Genomic DNA, 22,522 nt, shown 5'->3' with positions numbered 1-22,522 from the left:
GCGTGAACTCTCTCTCAAACACACCGCCACCGATGCCCTCCACACTCTCACGACGCCGTTTCCTGTCGCAGTCCGCTGCCGTCGGTGCTGGCACCGCCGTCGCGGCCAGTGGTCTTGCGAGCGGTTCGACCGAACCGACACAACCGACCAACGTGGATACGCTTATCGACGATGCGGCCACCCGCGCGTTGGCAGAACACGATGCGGGCGGACTGACAGTCGCCGTTGTCGACGGTGACGAGGTCCACACGAGCGGCTACGGCCACGCCTTTCTGAGCGAAGACGTCCCGGTTCGAGCGGACGAGACGCTCTTTCGCATCGGCTCCGTCTCGAAGGTGCTCACGTGGACGGCCGCGATGCAAGTCGTCGACCGTGGGCAGATCGCACCAGACGCCCCGGTGGACGACTACCTCGAGGCCGTCGACCTCCCGGAAACGTACGACGAACCGATCACACTCGAACACCTTGCCACCCACACCAGGATTCGAAGTTCGAGGGCGAGGCGATTCGGTGAGCGATCCTCAGCACGTCCGTCCACTGGCCGAGTCAGTCTCGACAGACGTCCCGGCGCGTGTCCGTCCGCCGGGTGAACTCGCCCAATACACCAACTACGCCGCCGCACTAACCGGACAGCTGATCGCGGACGTCTCCGGGCAGCAATTCGACTCGTTCGTCACGGAGAACGTGTTCGCGCCGCTCGGGATGTCACACAGCACATTCCAAGCGGCTCCCTCCGGACTCGTACCTGCCGATGGAACGGCGGTTGACGATGTCGTGAGTTTCTACTCCGACGTGTCACCAGCCTCCGGCCTCCACACGACCGCCGCAGATATGGCACGGCTGTTACAAGCACATCTCAACGACGGTGTCGTCGACGGCGAACGGATCCTTTCGGAGAGCGCGGTCGACACGATGCACCAGCAGTGGTTCACACCGCACGAACGGATCGACGGCATGGCGTTCGGTCTCTTTGAGAGAACCCGTGGTGATACGCGGATCATCCGTCACGGTGGCGGCGTCCCGCAGTTCGCCACTGAGTTCGCCCTGCTCCCAGAGGAGGACGTCGGCCTGTTCGTGGTCGCCCACGGCAGCGAAGCATCCGCTGCGAAGCAAGAAGTCGCAGACGCGCTCCTCGAACGGTACGCACCCGTTGATTCAAGCGGACAACGGCGGTCTCCTGACGGGACACCCGAACGTGCTGGCGAACTCGCCGGTCGATACCGGTCGGTGAACGCGACCGACACGGTCAGTTCCGAGAAACTCGTCTTCGGACTCGTTACGGGCCGACCGATCGACGTCCGCGTCGCCGACGACGGTCGGCTGATAACGGAGCAAGGAGACGGCAGGGACGAATGGGTCGAAGTCGAGCCGCTCGTCTTCGAGCACATCGAGGAGGACTCGACACTGGTGTTCCGCGAGACGGACGGTGAGGTGACCCACCTGTTGGACGGACTCAGCGCGTACGAACAGATCGGCTACCACGAGCGGCTCTCGGTACAAGGGCGAGTCGCGGCGGCTGTGACAGTACTGGGACTCACCGGTCTCGTGGGCTGGCCGGTCGCCCGGGGATGGCGTCGATATCGCGGTGGGGATTCGCCACCGCCATCTGCCACTCGTGCTCGGTGGGTCGCTGGCGCGGGCGTCGCCGGGCTCCTGCTGTTCGTCCTTACGTTCTTCGCCGTTTCCGTTGCCGTGGCGTCGATGGGCAGGCCGACACTGTTCGACCGCCCGCCTGCGTGGTTCGAGGTCGTGTTCGTCGTGCCGACGCTCGGAGTTATTGCGACCACTGGGGCAGTCGCCTACGCAGTTCGTGCGTGGGTCCGAGGAGATTGGTCAATCGCCACGCGGGTCCACTACTCGGCCGTTGTCGTCGCGGCGACCGTCTTGTACTGGCTCCTACAGTATTGGAACCTGCTGTGGGTTCGGATGGGATGACTGATTCAACTTTTCTGTAAAGCCCTAGAAGCAGGAAGGCTTCCGCTCAAGGAGCGATCGGCGTCAGCGGTGAGCGGGTCGGGTAGTTCACGACAGGGTCGTGAGCTGACTTGCCAGGGATTCGAGTTCGCCCACCTCATCGATGGCACTCAGCCACCGCTCCGGAAGCTGTGATTCCCCGAACCGCGCACCTGCGACCGCACCCGCAATCGCGCCGATCGTGTCGGTATCTCCACCGCGATTGACCGCAGTCACAATCGCCTCCTCGGCACTCTCAGCAAATAGCCCATCGTGGAGTGCTGTCTGTAGTGAGTGGACGACGTATCCCGACGTCTCCAACGTGTCTGGTGAATCGCCACGAGCGAGCGGTTGAAGCGCCGTCACGAGCTCGCTAGGCGCGTCCGAACCGACGTCGTCGAGTGCGTCCTGTAAGGGCGTGTCCGCGTTGTCGAGGAGGCCAGCCACCGTGAGATTCAGCACCGCGCAGCCGTACGTACACCGCGGATCGGCGTGGGTGATCTGCGAGGACTGGCGGCTCACCTTGCCGAGTCGCTCCCAGTCGTCCGCGTACGGGATGGCGAGCGGCGCGCATCGCATCACACTCCCGTTGCCCGCGTTCTGACCCTCCGGACTGCTCTCCCAGACGTGCTGGCCTGCTTCGTCCCACTCGTCACCGTGTTTGAGTCGGCTGAGCGACTTCATCGTCATCCGCCCGATGTCGAACGGGTTACTGTCATACCACGCGACGAACCGCTCGGCAATGTCTGCCGGATCGAACTCGTGTTGCTCGGCGAGGCTCCGTACGATACACAGCGCCTGCTCGGTGTCGTCCGTGATCATCCCGGCGGGCTGATTCCACGTCCCCTCGCCGACCATCTCGTCGAGTCGTCCGTGTTCCGTACTGATCGCCGACGCGGATTTGAACTCGACCGGTCGGCCTAGCGCATCGCCGCACGCTAACCCGAGGAGGACACCGCGTGCTCGATCCGAATCCATACGTCGGCAACGGAGAGCAATTTGAAAAACCTACGTCGTGGTACAGTATCAATCAACGTGGAGGGGGGAGGGGGTTCCCGAGTGAAATTGAATGGTACGTCTCGCATGACTGGTCCTGTGTGAGACATGGATACTGACCCGAGACTCCTTCATCGGTCACCACTTACCTCGTTCTGCGAGCGCGAACGGATACACGATCCCACTGCCGCCGTCTCGCAGCGTTAATCCGGCCTCGGTAAGCGTCCACCGGGAGTTGACTGTCTCGTCAACGAGCAAAACCGGGTCTGACCGAACACCGGCCGTCACCTCGAACGCGTCCTCGACGTTCCACCGTTTCTGATACGAATTTGCTAACTCGTGTTGCGAGTCGGTCGATTTGACCTTTCGCAACGCGGGTTCGTAGGGAACTCCGAGTCCCGCTGCGATTCGCTGTGCGAGATCTGTCACGTGCTCATCGTCGTTTCGTGACGGGACAGCTGTCACCCACGCCGGCGCGGGTGTCGGTTCCCACACGGCTTGGATGTGTTCAACGGCGGCGTCGACTACTTCCTGGCTGTATGCCTCACCATTACTCCGCTGTTCGCGGACGAGCTCACCGAGCCCCGGGTCTCCGTACACGGTGAGTGTCCGCCCGTCTTCCGTTTTTCGTGTGTCTGCGATCTTCGAACGCCCACCGTCCGGCTCCGGCATGTAGTACCGTGCAGATATCACCTGCCACGACGCGTCCCGGTAATGCTCGACAGCTTCGTCGACGAGCGCTTCGTCTCGGACCGAAGACGGGAGGAACGGACCGGTACAGTTCGCACACTGCCCACACGACGTCGTCATCGTCCCGTCGAGCACGTCGTCGATAAACGCCGCCAAGCAGGACTCCGTCTTGACGAACTCTTGGATCTGCGCGAGTTCCCGCCACCGCTGTTCCGTGATCGATTCGAACCGGTCGCGATCGTACTGCCAGTCTTTCGACGTCCGCTCGAACCCGTCCTCAACGCGGAGCAACGCGTTCTCGACACGTAGGATATTCAGGCACTTCGACGCCGCTTTCCACGACACGTTCGCGCGTTTCAACACCTCATACTTGTACAGCGGTGCGTCGCTCTCTTCGATCGTCGCCAGGACGGTTTCGAAATCCTCCGGAGCAGGGAACGCTTCTTCGATGAAGTACTCGGCAATCCTGTCGTCTTCCTCTCCGGAGAGCAGGACGGCGTACGCCTCGTCTAACCCGCGTCCTGCGCGACCGATCTCCTGGTAATACCTGATGAGGTTTGGCGGGCGCTGAAAGTGGACGACCCACCCGAGGTCTGGTTTATTGAACCCCATCCCGAGCGCGTTCGTCGCAACGAGCGCGTCGACCTCGTTCGCCAACAACTGGTCTTCACGTTCGCTCCGAACGTCCCCGTCCATTCCTCCGTGATAATGCTTCGCAGAGAATCCTCGCTGAGTCAACCACTTCGCCACCATCTCGACTTCGTCAGTCGTCAAGCAGTACACGATTCCGGACCCTGGTAACTCGCCGAGATTCTCCGCGAGCCACGCGAGTCGCCTCGCTCGTGAGTCCATCTCTACCGTTTGAATGCGTAGCGAGTCCCGCATGAGATCACCACGAATCACGCGCAAGTCCGGGACCTGAGTCGTCACGTCGTCAATGACCCGGTCGTTCGCCGTCGCAGTCGTCGCTGCAACCGGGATATGACTCGGTAGGTCCTGTAGGATGCGTTTGATCCGACGGTAATCCGGCCGGAAATCGTGACCCCAGTCAGAGATACAGTGAGCCTCGTCGATGACGAGCAGTCCGATTTCGTCTTCCATCTCCGCAAGAATATTCTCACGGAATTCCGGCTTAGCGAGCCGCTCTGGTGAGATGAGAAGTACGTCACAGTCCCCGTCGAGAACCCGCTGTTTCGCGTCGTCCCACTCATCGGTGTTGTTCGAGTTGATCGTCCACGCGTCAAGCCCGAGTTGCTGTTCCGCGTCCTCGATTTGATTCCGCATCAACGCCAACAACGGACTGATGATGAGCGTCGGCCCAGCTCCCTGTGCTCGCAACAGTTTTGTCGCAATAAAATACACCGAGCTCTTCCCCCACCCGGTCCGCTGAACGAGCAGTAATCGCTCTCGTTCATTCACGAGCGCATCGATCGCTTCCCACTGGTCAGGCCGGAACTCCGCATCGGGCCCGATAGATCGCTCAAGCAATTTCTGCGCCTGCCCTTTCGTCACACGATCTGGCGAATCACTCACGTCTACATGACTCTCATCACACCGACTATTGATGTTACGGGACGCGCCTCACGATCAGTAACCGATCACGACCAGCCCCGTGTGTCGCCACTCAAACTATGAAGTCAACAGCTGGTCGAGTTAGCTCTCCTAGTCACAGTCAAGACAGTGACTGTTCGGAGCTCATCTCTCCCACACGACTGGTGTGATCGGGAGGTATCCCTCGAAAAACTTGATGAGCAGAATGCCGTTGTCAAAACCGATGAGTGCCCGTTCCTATACAAGACGACATCGCACTCTCGTCCCGACGACAGTATGTCCGGGACTTTGAGGTCCGCTGTCTCAATGTGGACGGGATAATACTGCTAGAAAAGATTTATTCCGTGCTAGCGCGAACTGAGGGCGTATGGAGGAGCCACGTCCGGATCGGAAAGCTGAGCCCGAAAGCGACGGAGAGCCGCCGGACTTCAAATCGCTGACCGATCCCGAAGACGTCGTTCGCGGTAAGCGCACGCGTGACGACTTCTTTGACGCCGTGCTCGGGTTGAGCAAGCCGGCGACCGCAAGCGACGTGGCCGAGCTCGCCGGACGGGGCGTAGACGCGGCACGTGAGTACTTGGAGTGGTTCGAGGAGCTCGGCATCGTGACGCGAGTCACTGAGACGCCGGCGACGTACCAGCGGAATCAAGCGTACCTGAACTGGCGTCGCGTACAGCGGCTCCGAGACGAGTACTCCGACGACGACCTGCTCGGGTTCCTCCAAGCGGAATCCGAACGATCCAAGTCATTCAGCGAGCAGTTCGACGCCGAGTCCCCCGAAGCGGTGTCGATCACCAAGCACGCGTCCGCGACTGGCCGGTCAATCGAGGATGTGTGGGAAGACGTGTCTGCGTGGAAGACCGCTCGTCGACGAGTCGATCTCCTCGAACGTGCGCTCACGTCCGGTTCGGCCGGTGACGCCAACGAGCGAACGGCGGTATGAGCGACGGGGGAGACGCTGACAAGTCGGGCAGGCCGGGTAGTGGCGCACCAATCGACTTCGACCGTCTCGATGTCATCAGAGATCGGCTCGCTACCGACGAGCGTTTCGTTCGGATTGAGGAGCGCCCCGAGTTCGCACCGGACCGCCTGGTCTGTACGTACGACTCGCGGTTCTATCCCGGTCGCGTCGAACGAGCCCATATCGAGATTGCGTGGTACGAGAACGGCGACTTCACGATCCACTACCACGAAGCTCACCAGGATAGAGCGTTCAATCACCGATGGGACCGTCACCCCTCGGATCACAATACGCGAGACCACGTCCATCCGGGCCCCGACGCACCGACGCCCGGCGACGACGTCGACCACCCCGACGATTGGCGCGACGTCCTCTCGACAGCACTCACCGAGATTGAGACGCGACAGCGGGCTTTCTGGGAAACGTAACCGTCTCAACTACCGGGCATCACTACCGAAGAGGTCAGACGGACCACGCACGGACTCTTTGTGAACGCTCACCGCTGGTCGCATGACGAGTTCGTCGGGTAACCTGCCACAGACTCATCGCTGGGACGGCCACAATCCGCACGTCTGTGACACGCGACGCTCGTTCAGGCAGTCACCCAGAGCCTCGGTCAGTTCAGATTCAGCCGCACGTTACCCATCTGCTTCCCACGGGCAACGAGCGTGGTGCCGTACTCGGTGCGTGTTTGATCCCATTCTGCGAGCGCGTCGTCGACCGATTCGTGACTCGAAAGGGCGTCGGCGAGCGCGGTCGCATCCCCTGCCGCCTTCGCAGTCCCAGCTGCCGTATGTGGGCGGGCAACGAACGCGCCGTCACCGAGGAGACACACCCGGTCCGAGACCATCGCCGGCACCGTCAGGTCGTAAATCGCCTGTACGAAGAGATCCGGTGTCTCGCTGACGAGTGTCTCGAACACGGGTGGGAGCGTCGCTGCGCGCTCGCGCTGTTGGTGACGAACCGGGTCGCGTAACCGCCCCGGTGGAACGGAGAACCGTTGTTCAGTATCGCTCGTGTCCGTGAATATCACATCCCGGTCCCGGCCGTCGAGCGTGTCGTACCACACCCAGTTGAGACGACGCGAGCCCGGCTCAGTCTCGCCGTCCGGCCCCGGAATGAAGTACGCGAGAATGAGCTGATCGGCCCCCTGGTAGAACGTGAACGTCTCGTCGAACGCCTCGACACACGCAGCCGGGATGGTCGCTTCGTCGACGACGCCACGCCATGCGACGTAGGACGCGAACTCCGGTTCCACGTCGGGATGTAGTTGTGCGCGTGTCGCCGACTGACCACCCTCGGCGGCGACAACCACGTCCGCCGACCGTTCTGTCCCGTCATCGGTCGTGGCCGTGGCCGTCTCGGGCGTCACGCGTGTGACCGTTGTCCCAGTTCGGTACTGCTCGTCGGGGAAGGCGTCACGGAGTTGTCGGTAGAGCGCGTCCCACGACGTGAACACTATCGTCTCGGACACGGTGCGTTCGACGTCCCCGCTTTCCGTGAGAAACCGGCGCTCGTGAGACCGGGTCGTGATATCATCCGGGTCCACGATGTCGTGGTCACTGAGAAACTGACGGATGTTCTGTTGGGCGACTATCCCGCCGCCGCGGCTTTTCAGCGCCCCTGCTGACCGCTCATAGATCGTCGGCTGATGACCTGACCGCTCAAGCGCAATACCGGTAAAGAGTCCTCCCATCGATCCGCCGGAGATGAGTACATCGAGTCCGGAAACAGGCTGATGGGGCTGGTCGTTGGACACACTAGTCCGTTACTGCGTGACAGGTGAAAGCCTACGGATCCATCAACACCGTATGGCTTCTCACAACGATCGCTGCTCCCCTTCGGGAACATGGTACCGCCGGTGCGAGCGCGTCTCGATTACGCAGCGCCCGCGTAGTCGTTGCTGCCGGAATTCCCGCGTTGTCTACTTGACTGGCCTCTGTCGACGGCGCTATCCGTCGTCACCAAATCAGTGGTGTCTATACAGTCCCGCGCTCGGGTGTCGGAAGTTCCTCGTCAATGCCAACATCGTGCCCGGCGGCGTACCCATTCAGCTTGGCAGCGATTGGCGACTCACGCAGCTCATCGTCGCCGTATCCCGCTGCCTCAAACGCGTCCATGAGCGAGGAGACGGACCGGAGTTTGTACTTCTGATGGTAGTCCTCAGCGGGGTAGAAGCGTGAGAGCTGTTCAATGCGTGTTCCGATCCCCTCGACAGTGAGTCCTCGCGTAGCGAGAAACTCATCGAGGACTGCTCGTTGGTCTTCCGTCTCAGCGAACACGATGTTCTGATACTGTGTTTTTCTGGTCTGGTGCTGTGGGTTGTGCGATTTGAACACCCGATTCAGAAGGTCTTGATACGCTACCGTGTCGGGATCGAACTCAACTTGGACCACTTCAGTGTGGTCGGCTAACGCGTGATACGTCGGGTCGAGCTTTGTTCCACCGGCGTAGCCGACCCGGGTGCGAACGACACCGTCCATCGCACCGAACTGGGCATCTGGCCCCCAGAAACAGCCGATACCGAACGTCATCGTGGCAGTCTCCGCACTATCCATCGCACGGCGGTCGTACTCGCGTATCTGTGTTTGTGTGAGCGTCATTGGAGTCACCAGCCTCGAGAGTCGCCGGAGCGCGGGTCGTGGATCCCACCGCATCTACCACTAGTTAGGCTCGCAGCCGTATATGCTGAGTGTCGAGATTCGTGCGCAGTCGGCAGCAAAAAGACACTCTCGATGTGTGGCGCTCGACAGCCCGGATTATCGGATATCGGACCCACTAAAATTGCCAAATTCCCGAGGGTGTCATAGAACAGTTCACATACCTCGTTGACTGACCCGAGGATCGCTCAGTACAGAGGAGATGTCGATTGATCAGAGCGCTCTTTCTAGATCGAGAAGGTCTGTAGGCATGAGTAATAGACAATCTGAAATTAGCCTATTTTGAGATAGGCTATTCGGAAGTATTATTCTCCGTCCAGACGGAGAGGATGTATGGACCACTTCGTGAATCGGGACGATGAACTCTCTCGGCTACGCGGATGCTACGAATCCGACGACGCCGAGATGGTCGTGGTTTTCGGTCGACGACGCCTCGGGAAGACACACCTCGTCCAGCGCTCGCTTTCCGACCGTGACGACGCAGTCGTCTATCAGGCCACGGAGACCACCTCCCAAATACAGCTTGACGAGTTCGTCGATGTCGCCTCCGAATCGTTCCCGGAGATTACACAGATCAAACAGAACTGGGAACCGCTGCTCGGATATCTGGGGGATCAGGACGCAATCGTGGTTCTCGACGAGTTCCCCTATCTCATCGACGCCGACGAGAGCCTTCCCTCGGTCATTCAGCGACTGTGGGACCAGCGGCTCCAGAACACCTCGGGGACGCTCATTCTGGTCGGGTCATCGATCAGTATGATGGAAGAAGCGACGCTTCTCGGAAACAGTCCACTGTACGGACGATTTACGGAACGATTCGACCTTCGACCCCTCGATTTCGCTGCCGCACAGGAGTTCGTTCCGGACGAGTATTCACCCGAAGAACGGATTTTCACGTGGGGGATCTTCGGTGGCGTTCCGTACTATCTCGATGGCGTCGATCTCGGACAGAACCTCGGAACAGTTCTCACCGAGGAAGTGCTCTCCCAGAAGGGATATCTCCATAACGAACCTGAGTACGTGCTCCGCACCGAACTCACGGACCCGAACCGATACTTTGCGATCCTCACCGCCATCGCTGCTGGAAAGACGACGTCGAACGAGATCGCTCAAGCGATAGGAATCGATGGAAAGCAGATATCGACGTACACACAGAAGTTAGAGCGTCTGCGGCTCATCGAGCGGGAGGTCCCGATCACTGAAGAGAAGGCGAAGTCACGCCGGGGCGCTATCGAATCCTCGATCCCCTGTTCCGGTTCTGGTTCCGTTTCGTTTACGGCAAGGAAGATCGATACGAACGACTCGGAGAGAATGCCTACGACGCGGTCATTAAGCCGGAACTTCCGGATTTTGTGAGTCACGAATTCGAGCGGCTTTGTCAAGACGCACTCCCTGGCCTCTACCCCGACGAAACGTTCCTGGATCTCGGGCGATGGTGGTACAAGGAACACGAGGTTGACGTCGTCGGATTCACCACGGACGGGACGATGGTCGTGGGGGAATGTAAGTTCACGAACGCACCGCTTGACTACGGAGCTCTCGCCTCGCTTGAAGACCATGCCGCCGAGATACGCTGGACGCCGGACGGCGATGAGCAGGACACTGAGTACGCCTTATTCACCCGAAATGGTGTGACACAGTCCGTTCAGGAAGCTGTGTCCGAACGCGATGACGTCCGACTGTTTGACTTGGCTGACATTGCGCGACACGTCTGAGAATCCACCCTTGACCCACTAATTAGCGCCTTGCGAAAACACCATTCGCTACGTCTCCTCGTCGCTTAGGTCGGGTAACTCCTCAGCCCACCCGCTATTCTGAGCGTACCAATCATCACTGTATGTAGAAGATGCTGTCTCGACCCCAATGAAGGCAGCCGTCGCTGCTGCGATCCGGTCGTCTTCCGCGGCTGCCCAATACGGTTCCTTGTGACGAACGAGGCCCGCAGTTTCGAGCCGGTTCATTGTCGGTCCAACACTCCCACGCGAGACCCCTGTTTCCTCTGCCAATTCCGCTGGCGTGTATCCCACGGTCGGTGTCGTCAACAGGAACTCCAGCAATCGCCTCGCGTTGGTCCCCTCTGACAGGTCAACACGTGGGTTTCCGGGTTCGTGTGCTTCGAAATCGACGGGCATGTGCGAGAATTGTATGTTTATTGTATTAGATGTTGGGTGAAGAGTAAGTACCCCTCAGCGACCGGCTGTTTCAGATCATTTCGTACTTGAATTATCGGATTTGACAGAGCCGAATCTCGGGGATCTCATTAACCTACAGATCCGAAATGTGCCGAGAGATTATTGGTTAATACAGTTGATGATAGCCCTCACGCATTTCGCGTCTGGTGGCCAACATACTGTCCCACAGATTATTATACTGTTCTCTCATTGGTACGTGTTTAGCCCGAACTGATTTCGCTGCTATCTCATAGAAGGCGCACAACTTAGCCTGTATGAACTGGCAGCAGAGGTTCGTGATGATTCTCAGGGATGGGCTCCGTCGTGGAGCCCTCCCGTTACCTCTGCTGTCTGTACTGGAAGGTGGGATCTGTGAACGGAGATGATCTCACCAAAGAGGAGTTGCTCTCCCGGTTTTTACAACTTGAGCAACGAGTCGAAGAGCTTGAACAAGACAACGCACAGCTCCGAGAGAAGTTACAAGAGAAAGACGAGCGGATCGAAGAGCTCGAAACACGTCTTCGCAAATACGAGAATCCGCACACTCCACCCAGCAAGCGACGGTCGGGGACCGATGGGTCCCCGACCTCGCAAGATGACGAAGACGACGATGTCCGAACTGACTGGGCACTCCCGGTCGGAAGGATGGTCACGATCCGGAGTGGCGTTCTACGGCCGATCCTGACGAAGAAATCGAAGTCACCTGTGACTGTTGTCCTGAGTGTGGCGACTGCTTCGACGAGTCGGTGGGCGTCAGCCCCCGACTCGTCGAGGAGATCCCTGATCCCCAGCCCCCAGAAATCACCCGGTACAACCGCCACTACTACCAGTGCGATTCCTGTGGAACAGAGACAGTTGCGGCTCACCCCGACTGCCCCGATGAGGGGCAGTTCGGGGTGAACGTCATCGCTCAATCAGCTCTGTCACGGTACGATCACCGCCTTCCTTACCGGAAGATCGCTGATCGCTTCGAGCAACTACACGGACTCGAACTCTCGGGTGCATCCGCGTGGCACGCGACCGAGCGCGCTGCGCGCGCCGGTCGCTGTGAGTACGAGCAGATCCGTCAAGAGATTCAGGATGCTGACGTGGTTCACATCGACGAGACAGGCATCAAGCGCGACGGTGAACAAGCGTGGATTTGGACGTTTCAGACCGTTCAACACACGTTGTACGCGGTCAGGGAGAGTCGCGGAAGTGATGTTCCCGCAGAAGTCCTCGGCGAGGACTTCGCGGGAACAGTCGTCTGTGACGGGTGGACGGCGTACCCAGCTTTCAGCAGCAACCTCCAGCGGTGCTGGGCGCACATTCTTCGAGAGGCTGAGGACGTCGCCGAAAGCAGCCAGAAGGTGAACCGATCTACCAGGCTCTCAGACAGGTATACGTCGCTCTCCAGGCTCGGCTGGAGAGCGACCCAAGTCCTCGTGAGAGCAGAGCTCCAGCGTGTGGCGCGAAGAGAGCTTGAATCGCTGATTGACCGGTCAGTACCCGACGGACCAGTGGCAACACTGCTGGGGAAGATCGAAGGAGGTCTCGACCACTGGCTCACCTTCATCGGTGAGCCAGCGGTCTCTCCGACAAACAATGCCGCAGAGAACGCACTTCGTGAGCCAGTGGTTCTCCGGAAAATCATCGGAACGCTCCGTAATGACCGAGGAATGTTCGTTCACGAGACGGTCTTGTCCCTGCTGGCGACGTGGCGCCAGCAGGGACGCAATCCATACGAAGAATTTCGTCGAGTCGTCAGCAATAATGAAGTTATCTCACGGGCTCACGCTGTGCCGGCTGTCGAGACCTCGGGGTAAACACGTACCACTGTCTAATGTCCAACAGCGGTACTCCAGAGATCAGCATGTAATTCAAGACCATCCACATATCAAGGTACAGCTGAAGTACGTAGTAAAATTCATTTTTAAATAGCCATTAGATACTTATACCCGAAGCTGTCAACGAAAAATAATGCCGTACTATAGCAAGAAGGAATTAGAAGAATTGATTGAGCGTGGTGAGGCTCGCAAGTTGGAAAGAGCAACGGTATCAAACGTTTCGTGATACCATGACTAACCAAGAAGAGCCTTACCCTTGCTACTTTGCCACAGAGGCACAACAAAAGGGGTATTTTCGATACGCATTCCCGGTAGAACGACTGATGAAGATGATTTAAACGACCTTTCGGAGGCACTTGAGGGATTCTTGAAGAACCACCGTGACTTCGGGGAATATCCTGCGCTTATCGTGATGTTCAGACCTCAGGGCGAGGATACACATGCGACACAATATAAAGAGAATTCTGGGATATTCTTGATTTCCTGCAGAAATCTGATCCAGAGCCTTGGCCTGCATCAGTCCCAACGGACCCATATCATCCAAAGTGGCAGTATTGCTTCGCAGGACAGCCCGTATTCATTGTTGCTCGTGCCCCATTCTATGAAGCTCGGAAAAGCCGTCACACGGCTCATGGATTAGAAATTACGTTCCAGCCATGGACTAATTTTGAAAGCTTGACTGGACTTGACGACAAGGGGCAAGAAGCCCGAACACTAATTCGACGTCGCCTGTCCCAGTACGATGACGTGGATAAACATCCTGATGCTGGGGATCTTGACGATCCGAGAAAACTAGAATGGCAAGATACATGGTACCCGATAATAACATCGAAGGTGTAGTCCGTTTCCCCCTATCTGAGCGTTCTGACGTCGAAAACACTATGAATTAACTTTTTAGTATGAAATAGACGGCTTCTCCTTCTCTATTCGATAGGATTCATATGTGGACTGTCGCTGATAGCTATTTCATTTGTAGTGAGTTCAGAGAATCCTCTTACTGGTGACATCTCTTTTAGATCAGGGGTCCTAATAACCCTAGTCACAGTTACTGCAAGTTTGATTTCAATTTCACGCGAAGTCGTATCGTTGTACAAAATTGTCCGAAAACCGGGTTTGTTTATCAATTACAATATTGATTTGTTGGGTAAACTTGTATTCTGGGAATTTGGTCCCCTTATGATGGCAGGAGGAGAGTTAATAATAGTTTATCCTGACCGAGAAAAGTTGCCTGAAGCTCCGGGAAGATCACTCATGATGTAAAATCAATAATAACGTTAATTACTGAGCTCAATAGCAACTTTGGAGATCTTGAGTACATGGAAATTAATGATCAGCGATTGTGGACACGTACAAAGATAATAGTCTAGTGTGTGTTTCCGGGCCGATAGCGAATGATATCTCACGAGAAGTGCTACGTAGCTTGGACCTGCCAATCAAATTTCACAAGCAGGAAGAGATTATGCGGATGCTAGATGAGAATCAAGGCCGATCCATCAGTCAAGATGAACTTGATGAAAAGGGAATCAAAGATATGGTTGTTGGTGTAGATGATACATATGAAACAAAAAATACTCTGATAGTGTTCCTAAGAAACCAAAATAAAGACAGATTGGGGAATCATAACATATATTCCAAGCCCTACGATAGCGAATATGACGTAATAAATATCGCCGGGTTTTTGGGCCAGGAACTACGGTGGTTTTGAATTACTTACTTCATCTAACAAACTCCAGCAAATAGAGGAAGATACTGACAAGTATTTTCAATTGGTTTACAGGGTGCCTGTCGATAGGAATGGTAACACGACCACCCGAGATCATGGAAATAACGTCTCTTGACGATGTACAAGAATAATTCTCTATCTTACTGCCTTGACACCGCATACTCCAACTCCTCAAATCCACCACCACAGAGATATTCAAGTGAAACCTGTAACCGGTCCCCATTATCAACCAATATGTCCTCCTCTATCGGCAATACAAGTGGAGGATTAAGCCAGTCTGTAGGTTGTATAAAATCTTGGTTCCTACAAAACCTAGTATATGTATTATTTTTATACTATTGACAACCCCATGCTGAGTTGCCGGCACTTCTATGGTAAGGTCAATCTGCTCATCGCTCGTTGAATTATATCGTACATTATGATACTCAACCTCCCTAGATCTTGAAATACTTTCCCGACTCCCATATGCTTCGAAATGTGGAAGTCGAAATTCTTTCCCATGAAAGTGGTAATCGGATTCGACTAACTGAACCGTGGTAGTAGTTTCAAACGGAATCGTTCGACCACTATCACGAAGTAATTTGTCGATAGCGTGGTTCATTACTGGGATCTGTAGCTCAGTAATTAACCGGTGTCCAACATCTCACAAATAATAACATCAACTTCCTCTACGATCGTTGCTTCACGGACATCCGTGTTCAGAAAATGGATATTTTCCGTGTCACCCAAGGTTCTTTTAGCGAAATCATGTATTTCCTCACCTAACTCAATATAGTAAACTTCAGAAGCTTCTTTGAAGCCATATGAGATAATATTCCCGTTCCAGCGCCGATATCAGCAACAACATCCCTCGACCGACTACAGAATCAATAGCTGAGTGAAGAGTCTCTAGCCGGAGTTGATCGGAAAGAAGGTTGTATTGATACACTAATGGAATCACTGGCCCGGCTGGAAACTTGGTCCCGTTGGGTCCTATTGTTCGATGTCATTTTGTGTTATTGACTGTGGATTAAATACAGCGCTAGTAACAACTACAGCACAATCCGTTCTTTTGTGCTAGTTATTTTCGTTTTCTGAGTTGTATTCCAGTTCCAGTCCCGATTATTTTTCACATCTTCTAATTTTCTATGGGTTGTTTGCGGCAGTCTTCCTCGTCACGATCGGTGTGCTCAACAAAAATACCACCTTCTTCGGCTGTCATCCAACCAAGTCCTGCAGAGATCGGTTCACCTGATGTGGTACCCGACCTTCTCGCCATCACGACTGGTATTATATGTCCCACATTCCAGATCCTCGGCGCCAATTCACACAAACATCAACGTTTGCTCCGGCAGGGACTATTGAAGACAGCTTTGTTAGATTGTAGTTGTGTAAATTTGCATTTTTAACGCTACATCAAAGCACCGAGTTCAGTCTGGGATTCTCCTGCTCCCCAGACAATTCTGATATCCATATGGTCGTTCCTTGTACACCCAACTTGGTAAATTCTATTATATTACTACATTGATAGGAATGTGTACTCATTTTGGCTACAGAAGTTGCACTCATCACTCCGTACAACTCTTGAAACACCGGTAATTCGAAGAAGATCGAATACAGGGAAAATGCTCGATTAAGCAGCATAGTACGGACGTAAAGCTGAATAATCGGCGTGGGACGAAATAGCAAGCTTTCCCGAACGCGTCGGTGCGAGAAGGTAGCCGACGTACCCCCCGGACCACAGAGCGACCGAAGCGAGAAAGACAATAAACCCCTCTCGGGTCCCGATGCTGGATCTTTCGTGCTTGTGGAATTGCCGCTACACAGACAATCGCAGCCCGAAAATCACGATATGACCGAGAAGAAGAGGCTCTACCATTCGTTCTAACATAGATGTTCGGCAGTCGGATGATTGTTTGGAAGCGGCCTCTGATGTAAATATCTCTGATCTTCTCACGGTGAATAATCACTCTGTACTGAGCGATCCGAGCCCATCGAATCTGATGATGATTCTATGCGAGAAACGCGCCCTGTATCTCTCACGGGTACTAGAACAAGTCTTTCATCAGTCAAATTTCGCAATTGTCGGTCTCGTCACCCAAACACGCCACACAAGCCCCCCGCATCACAACGACTACACCACAAAAATCCGCTTGAAAGCGGGCTACTCCTCGACGTCGTCGTCGTCCCGCAACGCCTCAAGCGCCTCCTCTAACAGCTGTTGAACGCTATCCGCATCTGCCTCCCCACCTGTCTCTTCTTGACGCCCGTCACCCACTGACTCACTCGAATCTGACACGATCTCGCCGCAGACTCGTCATCCTCATCGGCAGTCACCTCGCTCGCCCGCGCCGCCGCGTTCCGTATCGCGTCTGCTTCGTCCGGTCCTCTCGCTGCCGTCGACGAGTCCTCTTTATCCGACCCTTCCTTCGAAACCCGCGGCCGACCGCCCCTGCTGAACGCGTCGAGCGGGAAGTCATACATTTTCGAGCGCGTCTCCTTGTAGAATGTGCCGCGCCGCGAGACATCGAAGACCTCCATCACTGTCTGGCGATCACACCCCCGATCGAGCGCTCGCCGTACGAGCTCGTCTTCTGTCCGTTGGACGAGCAGTTTGGGATCGTCTGGGATGTGGCCACGGGCGCTCGTCACGATATCATCGAGGAGTCCCCACTCTTGGGTAGCGATATCTTTCGTCACGAGCGGCTCTGCCCGCTCAGCCACTTCATTATCGAGCCCGCCCAAATGCCACAATCGCTCTCGAACAGCCGTGCGGGTCATCTCAACTGTTAATTCCTCCGCAATCTCCTTTGTGCGGAGTGGGCCGTTGTCATAGAGGATCCGCAAAATCTCGTACTCGTGGGACTGCAATTCCTTGTCATCGGCTTCCGTCAGCCGGATGGGTATATCGCTGGGCGTCGATCTCATGTGATGCACGAGTGGCAACTCCGGCACACCGTGAGGAGATTCGCTAGGTCGTGTTCGCCGACATCATCCGGATCCCGATCTGCGTGGTGGACCTCGAGGTCGGCCAGGCCGCCAGCGGCTGGCGCTTTCACATTACACATCTGGCAGCGATACCGGTCGCGTTCTAACACCTTCTTCTGCGTCGCCTGATCAACCGTCTCGTTCCGCTCCGCGCCCGAGCCCATCGACGTCGTCTCTAACTGGTCCGATGGCGTCTCGGCATCGGCCGCCGCTGTGTCAGCCGGCTCCTCGTCCGCTATTGGTTCGTCGTCTGTTCCGTCAGCCGTGTCCTCGTCTTCTGAATCTCTCATGTATCTCGTTCTGTGTCCGGCTTCGCACGCACTGTGACCGCCAGCATCGCTCATCCTCCTGGTGTATCGCTTCAATCAGCAGCCCCGCTGTTGGGGAACGCGCCGCAACCGCTCACCGAGCCAGACTCACGCGTCCCGTGTCGGCGTGAGCGATTTCACGTTGAACTCCGCTTTCGAGCAGTACCGCTCTGTAATTGCGCCAAGAGCCTGCGTCCGCAGGATATCCGCCACGTTATGGCAGACGAGTTCGTCGAATCGCCCCTCCTCGAAGGCGGTCACCGCCGCCGCACTGTCCGCGAACGGATCGATTCCGCTGTAAGTCCCGTCGCCGAGCAGCTCGTACACAGCCGCCAACCCCCGCTGTTCCTCGCCGTCAACAGTCGTGTTGAACCGATCCGAAATCACCGGCAACACGTCCGCGTACGCCACATCGAACGGCCACGCCATCTCACGGGCCGCATACCGACTCCGCAGGAACGGCAGATCGAAGCCACCGCTCCACACCTCGCCGTTGAATGCGATGAGTAGTGTCGGCGTCGTGTATCCGATCTCTGACGAACGTCGCCACAGCCGCCAGCAGCGCGGCCTCATCGGTGTGTGTCGAGACGTTCACGAGTGTCTCCGACAGCCGCGCTTTCACGCTGGTCTCGACGTCACCGGCTGTCCGCCCGGCAGTTTGGACGAACACACGCACGCCCATCGGCATCGCAAACCCGACGACAGTTACCTCATCGTCGACGTCGAAGCCGGTCGTCTCGATATCAAAGGCCACCTGATCGAGCACTATGCCACCTCACCCCGCTCTGGCACACGATCGTGACAAGCCGGTCGCACTCGCAGTTCACCGAAGCCGAACCGCGCGTGTGTTCCGAGCCGCAGTATGCCATTCTTCGCCGTCTGTATTGGGTCGCTTCCGGCGTAGCCGACGAGTTGTCCGTGGTCGACTGTTGCCAGTTCGTATACAGACTCCCCAACGAGTCGTTCCTCGCGGCGACGTAACCGGCGGTCTCGCGTCGGCGCATCGCCCGGCACGCCAGCGACCGACCTGTCCCACCAATAGGGCACTGACTGAGTGTCCGCGTCTGGTTTCTCACTTTGGAGGACATAGGGCGTCACCAGTTCGATCGTGTACTGATCGTAGCCTCGCAACCCATCGAACGACACCGCGTCGAGATCGATAACCTGTGAGTCCGCGAGCGACACCTCCCCAAACCCGTAGTTCCGAGCACCGCCCAGCTGAATCCCATCAAGCACGCTCTCATCAAGCGGCAGCACGCCCTCGCGCTCGCTATGGACATACGCGTGGATGTACCATTTCACTCGGCGCTTCGAATTCCGCTGGTGTTCGGGGACGCCGAAGAACGATTCCGGCGCGACTGTGAGCCGCCCGCCATGCGACTGGCGATCCATCGTGTTCTGCGCATCGCGCGGCCGAGACGTCTGCAGCCACCGCTGGGCCGCATCTCGAAACAGAAACAAATCCTCGTACGACTCAACCGGTGGAAGCGAGCTCCCGAGTTTGCCGGCATACCCTTTCTGTGAGTGTGACTCTGGGTAGGAGCCGTACTCTGACGGCGCGAACATCGCATGGCTCACCTGTAGTTCGCGTCGCGTCCGGTCATCAACGTCCGCCGCGATCGCTTGATATAGTGCGTTGCCCGACACGTGGTACGGCCGCCCCGCATACGGGGTTTCGAGTTCGAACACCAGCTGTTGGATCATCGTCACGCCACACACCCTTCGATTTGAACAGGAGCTGTAACACGTTCACACCACTCGTGATGAGCAGTAGTTGTAACACGTTCACGTCCTGCGTGACCGTTGACTGTGGTGGATCGCCCCGCACAGATCTGGCACCCACGGTTGATTGGAGAGCTCAGCGGTGTCGCCCCCCATCGGCACGCACGCACCGGTCCGGCACGCTGGCTCGCAGCCCGTCCCGCGGATTCACGGCCCGACCATTCCGCTGGGACGCTGGGGTGTGGGTTCGCTTGGCTCGCCAGAGTGTGAGGTGGTCTGTGCCCCCAGCCGTCGTCGACGTTCGTCGAGCCGACAGTGTCGCGGGCGCTCCCGGGCGGGCCAGCAGACGTCGACGCCCACTCACTGGCGACGCCGGCAGACCGCCAGTCCGCTCTGTGGACTCACCGCACGACCATATCGGATGATCTGTCGTGGCTGGCGTCCCAGCCGTGGCGGGCTCGGTCGTTGATGATGCGTGCGCTCCCGGGCAGGCCGGCAGTCGTCGACACCCACCCACTAGCGACGCCGGCGGACAGGCAGTCCGACCCACGGGCTCACTGCCCGACCATATCGCATGGGTGGGGGCGGCGGTCCGCCAGTCACGATCATGATGGGTCACGCGTCCACCCCACGGTGTCGCGCGTATCCTCCGCGACAGCATCCTCGATGTACTGTAGCGCCGTCGACCACGACCTCATTCGTCGCAACTGCGCATCCACGTGACGCCACCACTGCGCCTCACGGCCCAAGGGCGACCCAGACACTCGGTTCCATACATCAGCAAACGATTCAGCCGGTTCCGGACCAGGCCACGCCGCCGGCCCGTCTGGTGACGCTGACAGCCGCATCGTCATCGCCTCCGTCCACAACACCGTTCGGTGTGGCACCACGCAGTCCGCGTCGAGCGCTGCTGCTGTCTCGCTTTTCGATCCGCGTTCCGCGGTGGTGATTCCGACGTCGGCTCAGCAACCAGGAACAGGTCGTCGAATGCGTGGCCCGCCCGATAGGCGTCGAGCAACGCGGCCACCAGCAACACGTGGTACTTGAGCGACGAGTACGGGAGATACACCGACTCGTTCACCAGCGCCGCAGTCTCGCTCGTCAACCACGCCGCGTGGAGCTCCTCTGGCGAGCCATCGATCACGGTACAATCGCGCTCTCTACCATCGGGACCGCCCCGTCTTCGAGCACCGAGCCCGTCAGCAGCGACAGCCGCGCCGGCGACGCATGATTCGCCACCGTCTGCTCGGGTTCGCCATCCGGTCGGCTCAGCAACGCCGCATCTCGATCCGCTCCCAGCGGGACTGATTCATTGACCGGTACGTCGAACAGCTCGTCACGGCCCGATCCATGTTGGCGACCGCGCAGTTTGTGGACGTCGTGACGGTACGCCACCCGCAGGTCCACGCTCGCGGTGTTACTCGCTTGGGCCATCACAGCTCCTCCATGCTGTTCACGCGCTCTTGGAGTGGCACCACGAACTGCTGGCGCACCGACTCTCGCCACAGGTCATCCTTCCACGCCATCCCCGACGTCGCGTCCTGTGCGCGATTGTACACCCGCTTGATCTCAGCGTCCGTGTAGAGGGGGTTGATGACGCGCGCCTCGACCATGCCCGCCCGAAGTTCCGTGCGCCGCCCAACTGTAGTTCGAACTCCTCGCTGTGGGCGTCAAGGTAATCGACCGCCTCGACGAGTAACCCGACGTACTCCGGTTTCAACTCTCGCAGCGAGAGTTTCCACGTCCCCACCAGGTTGCCGACGACGTCTCGGGACGCCATCCGAAGCGGTTGCCCGTCGTCCTCGCTGTTACGTGAGCGTACCTGGGTGTTCAGTTGCCGGTAGTGCGCTTCTGCTTCGCCCTGTAGGACGTCGACTTGCCGGCGAATTGGCGAGAACCGGAGCGGCCGGCGCACCAGCCGTCCCGCACGATCGTTGAATCCGCCGAACAAGTCGTAGAGGACGCAGCCGGCGTCCCCATCGACGCACGAGCCTTTCTCGTGGTAGCCGGCGTCGAGGTCGCGCTCGTACACGTCCTCGAGCATGTAGTCCCCGTTCGCTGCGCCCGGATGGCACGCCGTGCCGCCGGCGATCTGTATCACGCGTTCACAGCCGTGGCGTAACCACCCCGAGAGTGGGAACGGCGACACCATCCCGCCGATTTGGTTCTGCGGGTCGTCGGCCTCGTACCGGTCTGCTGAGGCATGGTGGCGGTCCGTCACGATCCCATCGCCCGGTGCGAGCAGTGGGATTTCGAGCCCCACATACAGGTCCGGGAGTGTGAGGTTCTCGATGTCGTCTGGGAGTGACATCTCGTGGTCGAGGTGCGATGTCTCGAATTCCGGGGGCATTACTCCTCACCCCCTTGGTTGGTCGCGTGTTGGTGGACCTGCTCGTTGTGTTCGGCCTGGTGTGTCCCGTCTCTCTGGGAGTAATCAGCCGTGTGCTCAGTGGCCCCTTCGAGTTGCGTTGACCCGCGCTCATCGATGCCTTCGAACGGTGATGTCGGGTCCGCCTCGGTGGCCTGGTGTGTGTGGAGCGGGTCAGTCTCGCGTGTCGTCTCCTCACCGATCGTGTAGGCGTCGCTTGATCTGGGTCGGCTCGCCACAATCGGTTCCGGCGCGAGGAGTACCAGCCAGGATGACTGGGTCGACACGTCAGTACACAGGCCAATTCGGCCTGTCACGACGAGTTCGTACACGCCGCGCATGAACTCTGTCGGGTGCGCGTGCTCGTCGTCCCCGCACATCACGTATCCGATTTCAAAAATGGGGTTGCCAGCCGCCCGGAAGGCATAGGCCGTTAGGTCGTCGCCTTCCCGGAGTTTGCGGTCGCAGATTTGACATGCTGCCGGCCCTTCCCCGAGCGCATGAAATTCCACTTGGTTTATTGCTTCAATTAACTGATCGACGTTCTCTTGACCGCTGAAATCCTTCTTTGTCATGGGTTCTTACTTTCTAGGTGGGAACCCGGTCCGCGTGCGCCAACACGCGGG

At 57.7% G+C, this 22,522-nt stretch carries 16 protein-coding genes and 3 pseudogenes; 7 read left to right on the top strand and 12 right to left on the bottom strand.

Annotation, left to right across the window (positions count from 1 at the left end; all coding sequences use genetic code 11):
• Positions 1 to 32 precede the first annotated feature (32 nt).
• Positions 33 to 590, top strand: a complete 558-nt coding sequence (locus KI388_RS15350; protein ID WP_251133119.1) for a serine hydrolase domain-containing protein — start codon at positions 33 to 35, stop codon at positions 588 to 590.
• Positions 511 to 1,935, top strand: a complete 1,425-nt coding sequence (locus KI388_RS07585) for a serine hydrolase domain-containing protein (RefSeq protein WP_251133118.1) — start codon at positions 511 to 513, stop codon at positions 1,933 to 1,935. Before KI388_RS15350 ends, KI388_RS07585 begins: the two co-directional genes overlap by 80 nt.
• Positions 1,936 to 2,022: 87 nt before the next feature.
• Here the strand turns inward: KI388_RS07585 and KI388_RS07580 are convergent, their stop codons facing one another.
• Both KI388_RS07580 and KI388_RS07575 read right to left on the bottom strand, forming a co-directional pair.
• Positions 2,023 to 2,931 carry an ADP-ribosylglycohydrolase family protein gene (locus tag KI388_RS07580; RefSeq protein ID WP_215086084.1) on the bottom strand — a complete coding sequence of 303 codons (909 nt, stop codon included), beginning with the start codon at positions 2,929 to 2,931 and terminating at the stop codon, positions 2,023 to 2,025.
• Between the two features lie 156 nt (positions 2,932 to 3,087).
• Entirely contained in the window at positions 3,088 to 5,151 is a 2,064-nt protein-coding gene (locus tag KI388_RS07575; RefSeq protein ID WP_215086083.1) for a RecQ family ATP-dependent DNA helicase, read from the bottom strand.
• 406 nt (positions 5,152 to 5,557) lie between these two features.
• Between KI388_RS07575 and KI388_RS07570 the strand changes: the two genes are divergently transcribed.
• Positions 5,558 to 6,133 carry a hypothetical protein gene (locus tag KI388_RS07570; RefSeq protein ID WP_215086082.1) on the top strand — a complete coding sequence of 192 codons (576 nt, stop codon included), beginning with the start codon at positions 5,558 to 5,560 and terminating at the stop codon, positions 6,131 to 6,133.
• Positions 6,130 to 6,579 (top strand): hypothetical protein, encoded by a 450-nt coding sequence (locus KI388_RS07565; protein WP_142986982.1) that lies wholly within the window; start codon positions 6,130 to 6,132, stop codon positions 6,577 to 6,579. Before KI388_RS07570 ends, KI388_RS07565 begins: the two co-directional genes overlap by 4 nt.
• 188 nt (positions 6,580 to 6,767) lie before the next feature.
• On the opposite strand, the gene KI388_RS07560 is transcribed toward KI388_RS07565, so the two are convergent.
• Positions 6,768 to 7,847 carry an FAD-dependent monooxygenase gene (locus KI388_RS07560; RefSeq protein ID WP_345777405.1) on the bottom strand — a complete coding sequence of 360 codons (1,080 nt, stop codon included), beginning with the start codon at positions 7,845 to 7,847 and terminating at the stop codon, positions 6,768 to 6,770.
• A 283-nt stretch (positions 7,848 to 8,130) separates the two neighbouring features.
• A complete protein-coding gene (locus tag KI388_RS07555; protein ID WP_215086080.1) occupies positions 8,131 to 8,754 on the bottom strand; it encodes a peptide-methionine (S)-S-oxide reductase in 624 nt (207 codons plus the stop codon).
• 390 nt (positions 8,755 to 9,144) lie between these two features.
• On the opposite strand from KI388_RS07555, the pseudogene KI388_RS07550 reads away from it, so the two are divergent.
• Positions 9,145 to 10,526 (top strand): annotated as a pseudogene (locus tag KI388_RS07550) (ATP-binding protein).
• A gap of 48 nt (positions 10,527 to 10,574) precedes the next feature.
• Here the strand turns inward: KI388_RS07550 and KI388_RS07545 are convergent.
• A complete protein-coding gene (locus KI388_RS07545; protein WP_215086079.1) occupies positions 10,575 to 10,943 on the bottom strand; it encodes a helix-turn-helix domain-containing protein in 369 nt (122 codons plus the stop codon).
• Positions 10,944 to 11,605: 662 nt separating this feature from the next.
• Between KI388_RS07545 and KI388_RS07540 the strand changes: the two genes are divergently transcribed.
• Both KI388_RS07540 and KI388_RS07530 read left to right on the top strand, forming a co-directional pair.
• Positions 11,606 to 12,787, top strand: a complete 1,182-nt coding sequence (locus tag KI388_RS07540) for an IS66 family transposase (RefSeq protein ID WP_215088757.1) — start codon at positions 11,606 to 11,608, stop codon at positions 12,785 to 12,787.
• A gap of 1,486 nt (positions 12,788 to 14,273) precedes the next feature.
• Positions 14,274 to 14,513, top strand: coding sequence for a hypothetical protein (locus KI388_RS07530; RefSeq protein WP_215086078.1), 240 nt, complete (start codon positions 14,274 to 14,276; stop codon positions 14,511 to 14,513).
• Positions 14,514 to 16,721: 2,208 nt separating this feature from the next.
• Here the strand turns inward: KI388_RS07530 and KI388_RS15345 are convergent.
• From KI388_RS15345 to KI388_RS07495, 7 genes and pseudogenes are all read right to left on the bottom strand, one after another.
• The gene (locus KI388_RS15345; RefSeq protein WP_251133242.1) at positions 16,722 to 17,438 is read right to left on the bottom strand and encodes a hypothetical protein; all 717 of its coding nucleotides are present in this window, start codon (positions 17,436 to 17,438) and stop codon (positions 16,722 to 16,724) included.
• Positions 17,435 to 17,788, bottom strand: coding sequence for an HNH endonuclease signature motif containing protein (locus KI388_RS15340; RefSeq protein ID WP_251133241.1), 354 nt, complete (start codon positions 17,786 to 17,788; stop codon positions 17,435 to 17,437). The genes KI388_RS15345 and KI388_RS15340 overlap by 4 nt, the downstream gene beginning before the upstream one ends.
• Before the next feature lie 126 nt (positions 17,789 to 17,914).
• Positions 17,915 to 18,575, bottom strand: a pseudogene (locus KI388_RS07515) (hypothetical protein).
• Positions 18,572 to 19,516 carry a hypothetical protein gene (locus KI388_RS07510; RefSeq protein ID WP_215088695.1) on the bottom strand — a complete coding sequence of 315 codons (945 nt, stop codon included), beginning with the start codon at positions 19,514 to 19,516 and terminating at the stop codon, positions 18,572 to 18,574. Before KI388_RS07510 ends, KI388_RS07515 begins: the two are co-directional and overlap by 4 nt.
• 1,152 nt (positions 19,517 to 20,668) lie before the next feature.
• Positions 20,669 to 20,962 carry a hypothetical protein gene (locus tag KI388_RS15335; protein ID WP_251133240.1) on the bottom strand — a complete coding sequence of 98 codons (294 nt, stop codon included), beginning with the start codon at positions 20,960 to 20,962 and terminating at the stop codon, positions 20,669 to 20,671.
• Positions 20,962 to 21,878: pseudogene (locus tag KI388_RS07500) on the bottom strand (hypothetical protein). The gene KI388_RS15335 and the pseudogene KI388_RS07500 overlap by 1 nt, the downstream one beginning before the upstream one ends.
• Positions 21,878 to 22,471, bottom strand: coding sequence for a hypothetical protein (locus tag KI388_RS07495; protein ID WP_215088694.1), 594 nt, complete (start codon positions 22,469 to 22,471; stop codon positions 21,878 to 21,880). The pseudogene KI388_RS07500 and the gene KI388_RS07495 overlap by 1 nt, the downstream one beginning before the upstream one ends.
• Between the last annotated feature and the right edge of the window lie 51 nt (positions 22,472 to 22,522).

It is taken from the genome of Halorubrum sp. 2020YC2 (assembly GCF_018623055.1).
GTDB lineage: Archaea > Halobacteriota > Halobacteria > Halobacteriales > Haloferacaceae > Halorubrum.
This window is presented reverse-complemented; position numbering and strand designations above follow the sequence as displayed.

Bases quoted from the DNA above. Each gene is read 5' to 3' on its own strand.
- KI388_RS15350 (WP_251133119.1), top strand. From the start codon at position 33: ATGCCCTCCACACTCTCACGACGCCGTTTCCTGTCGCAGTCCGCTGCC.
- KI388_RS07580 (WP_215086084.1), bottom strand. From the start codon at position 2,931: ATGGATTCGGATCGAGCACGCGGTGTCCTCCTCGGGTTAGCGTGCGGC.
- KI388_RS07570 (WP_215086082.1), top strand. From the start codon at position 5,558: ATGGAGGAGCCACGTCCGGATCGGAAAGCTGAGCCCGAAAGCGACGGA.
- KI388_RS07565 (WP_142986982.1), top strand. From the start codon at position 6,130: ATGAGCGACGGGGGAGACGCTGACAAGTCGGGCAGGCCGGGTAGTGGC.
- KI388_RS07560 (WP_345777405.1), bottom strand. From the start codon at position 7,847: ATGGGAGGACTCTTTACCGGTATTGCGCTTGAGCGGTCAGGTCATCAG.
- KI388_RS07555 (WP_215086080.1), bottom strand. From the start codon at position 8,754: ATGACGCTCACACAAACACAGATACGCGAGTACGACCGCCGTGCGATG.
- KI388_RS07545 (WP_215086079.1), bottom strand. From the start codon at position 10,943: ATGCCCGTCGATTTCGAAGCACACGAACCCGGAAACCCACGTGTTGAC.
- KI388_RS07530 (WP_215086078.1), top strand. From the start codon at position 14,274: ATGCTAGATGAGAATCAAGGCCGATCCATCAGTCAAGATGAACTTGAT.
- KI388_RS15345 (WP_251133242.1), bottom strand. From the start codon at position 17,438: ATGAGATCGACGCCCAGCGATATACCCATCCGGCTGACGGAAGCCGAT.
- KI388_RS15340 (WP_251133241.1), bottom strand. From the start codon at position 17,788: ATGAGAGATTCAGAAGACGAGGACACGGCTGACGGAACAGACGACGAA.
- KI388_RS15335 (WP_251133240.1), bottom strand. From the start codon at position 20,962: ATGGCCCAAGCGAGTAACACCGCGAGCGTGGACCTGCGGGTGGCGTAC.
- KI388_RS07495 (WP_215088694.1), bottom strand. From the start codon at position 22,471: ATGACAAAGAAGGATTTCAGCGGTCAAGAGAACGTCGATCAGTTAATT.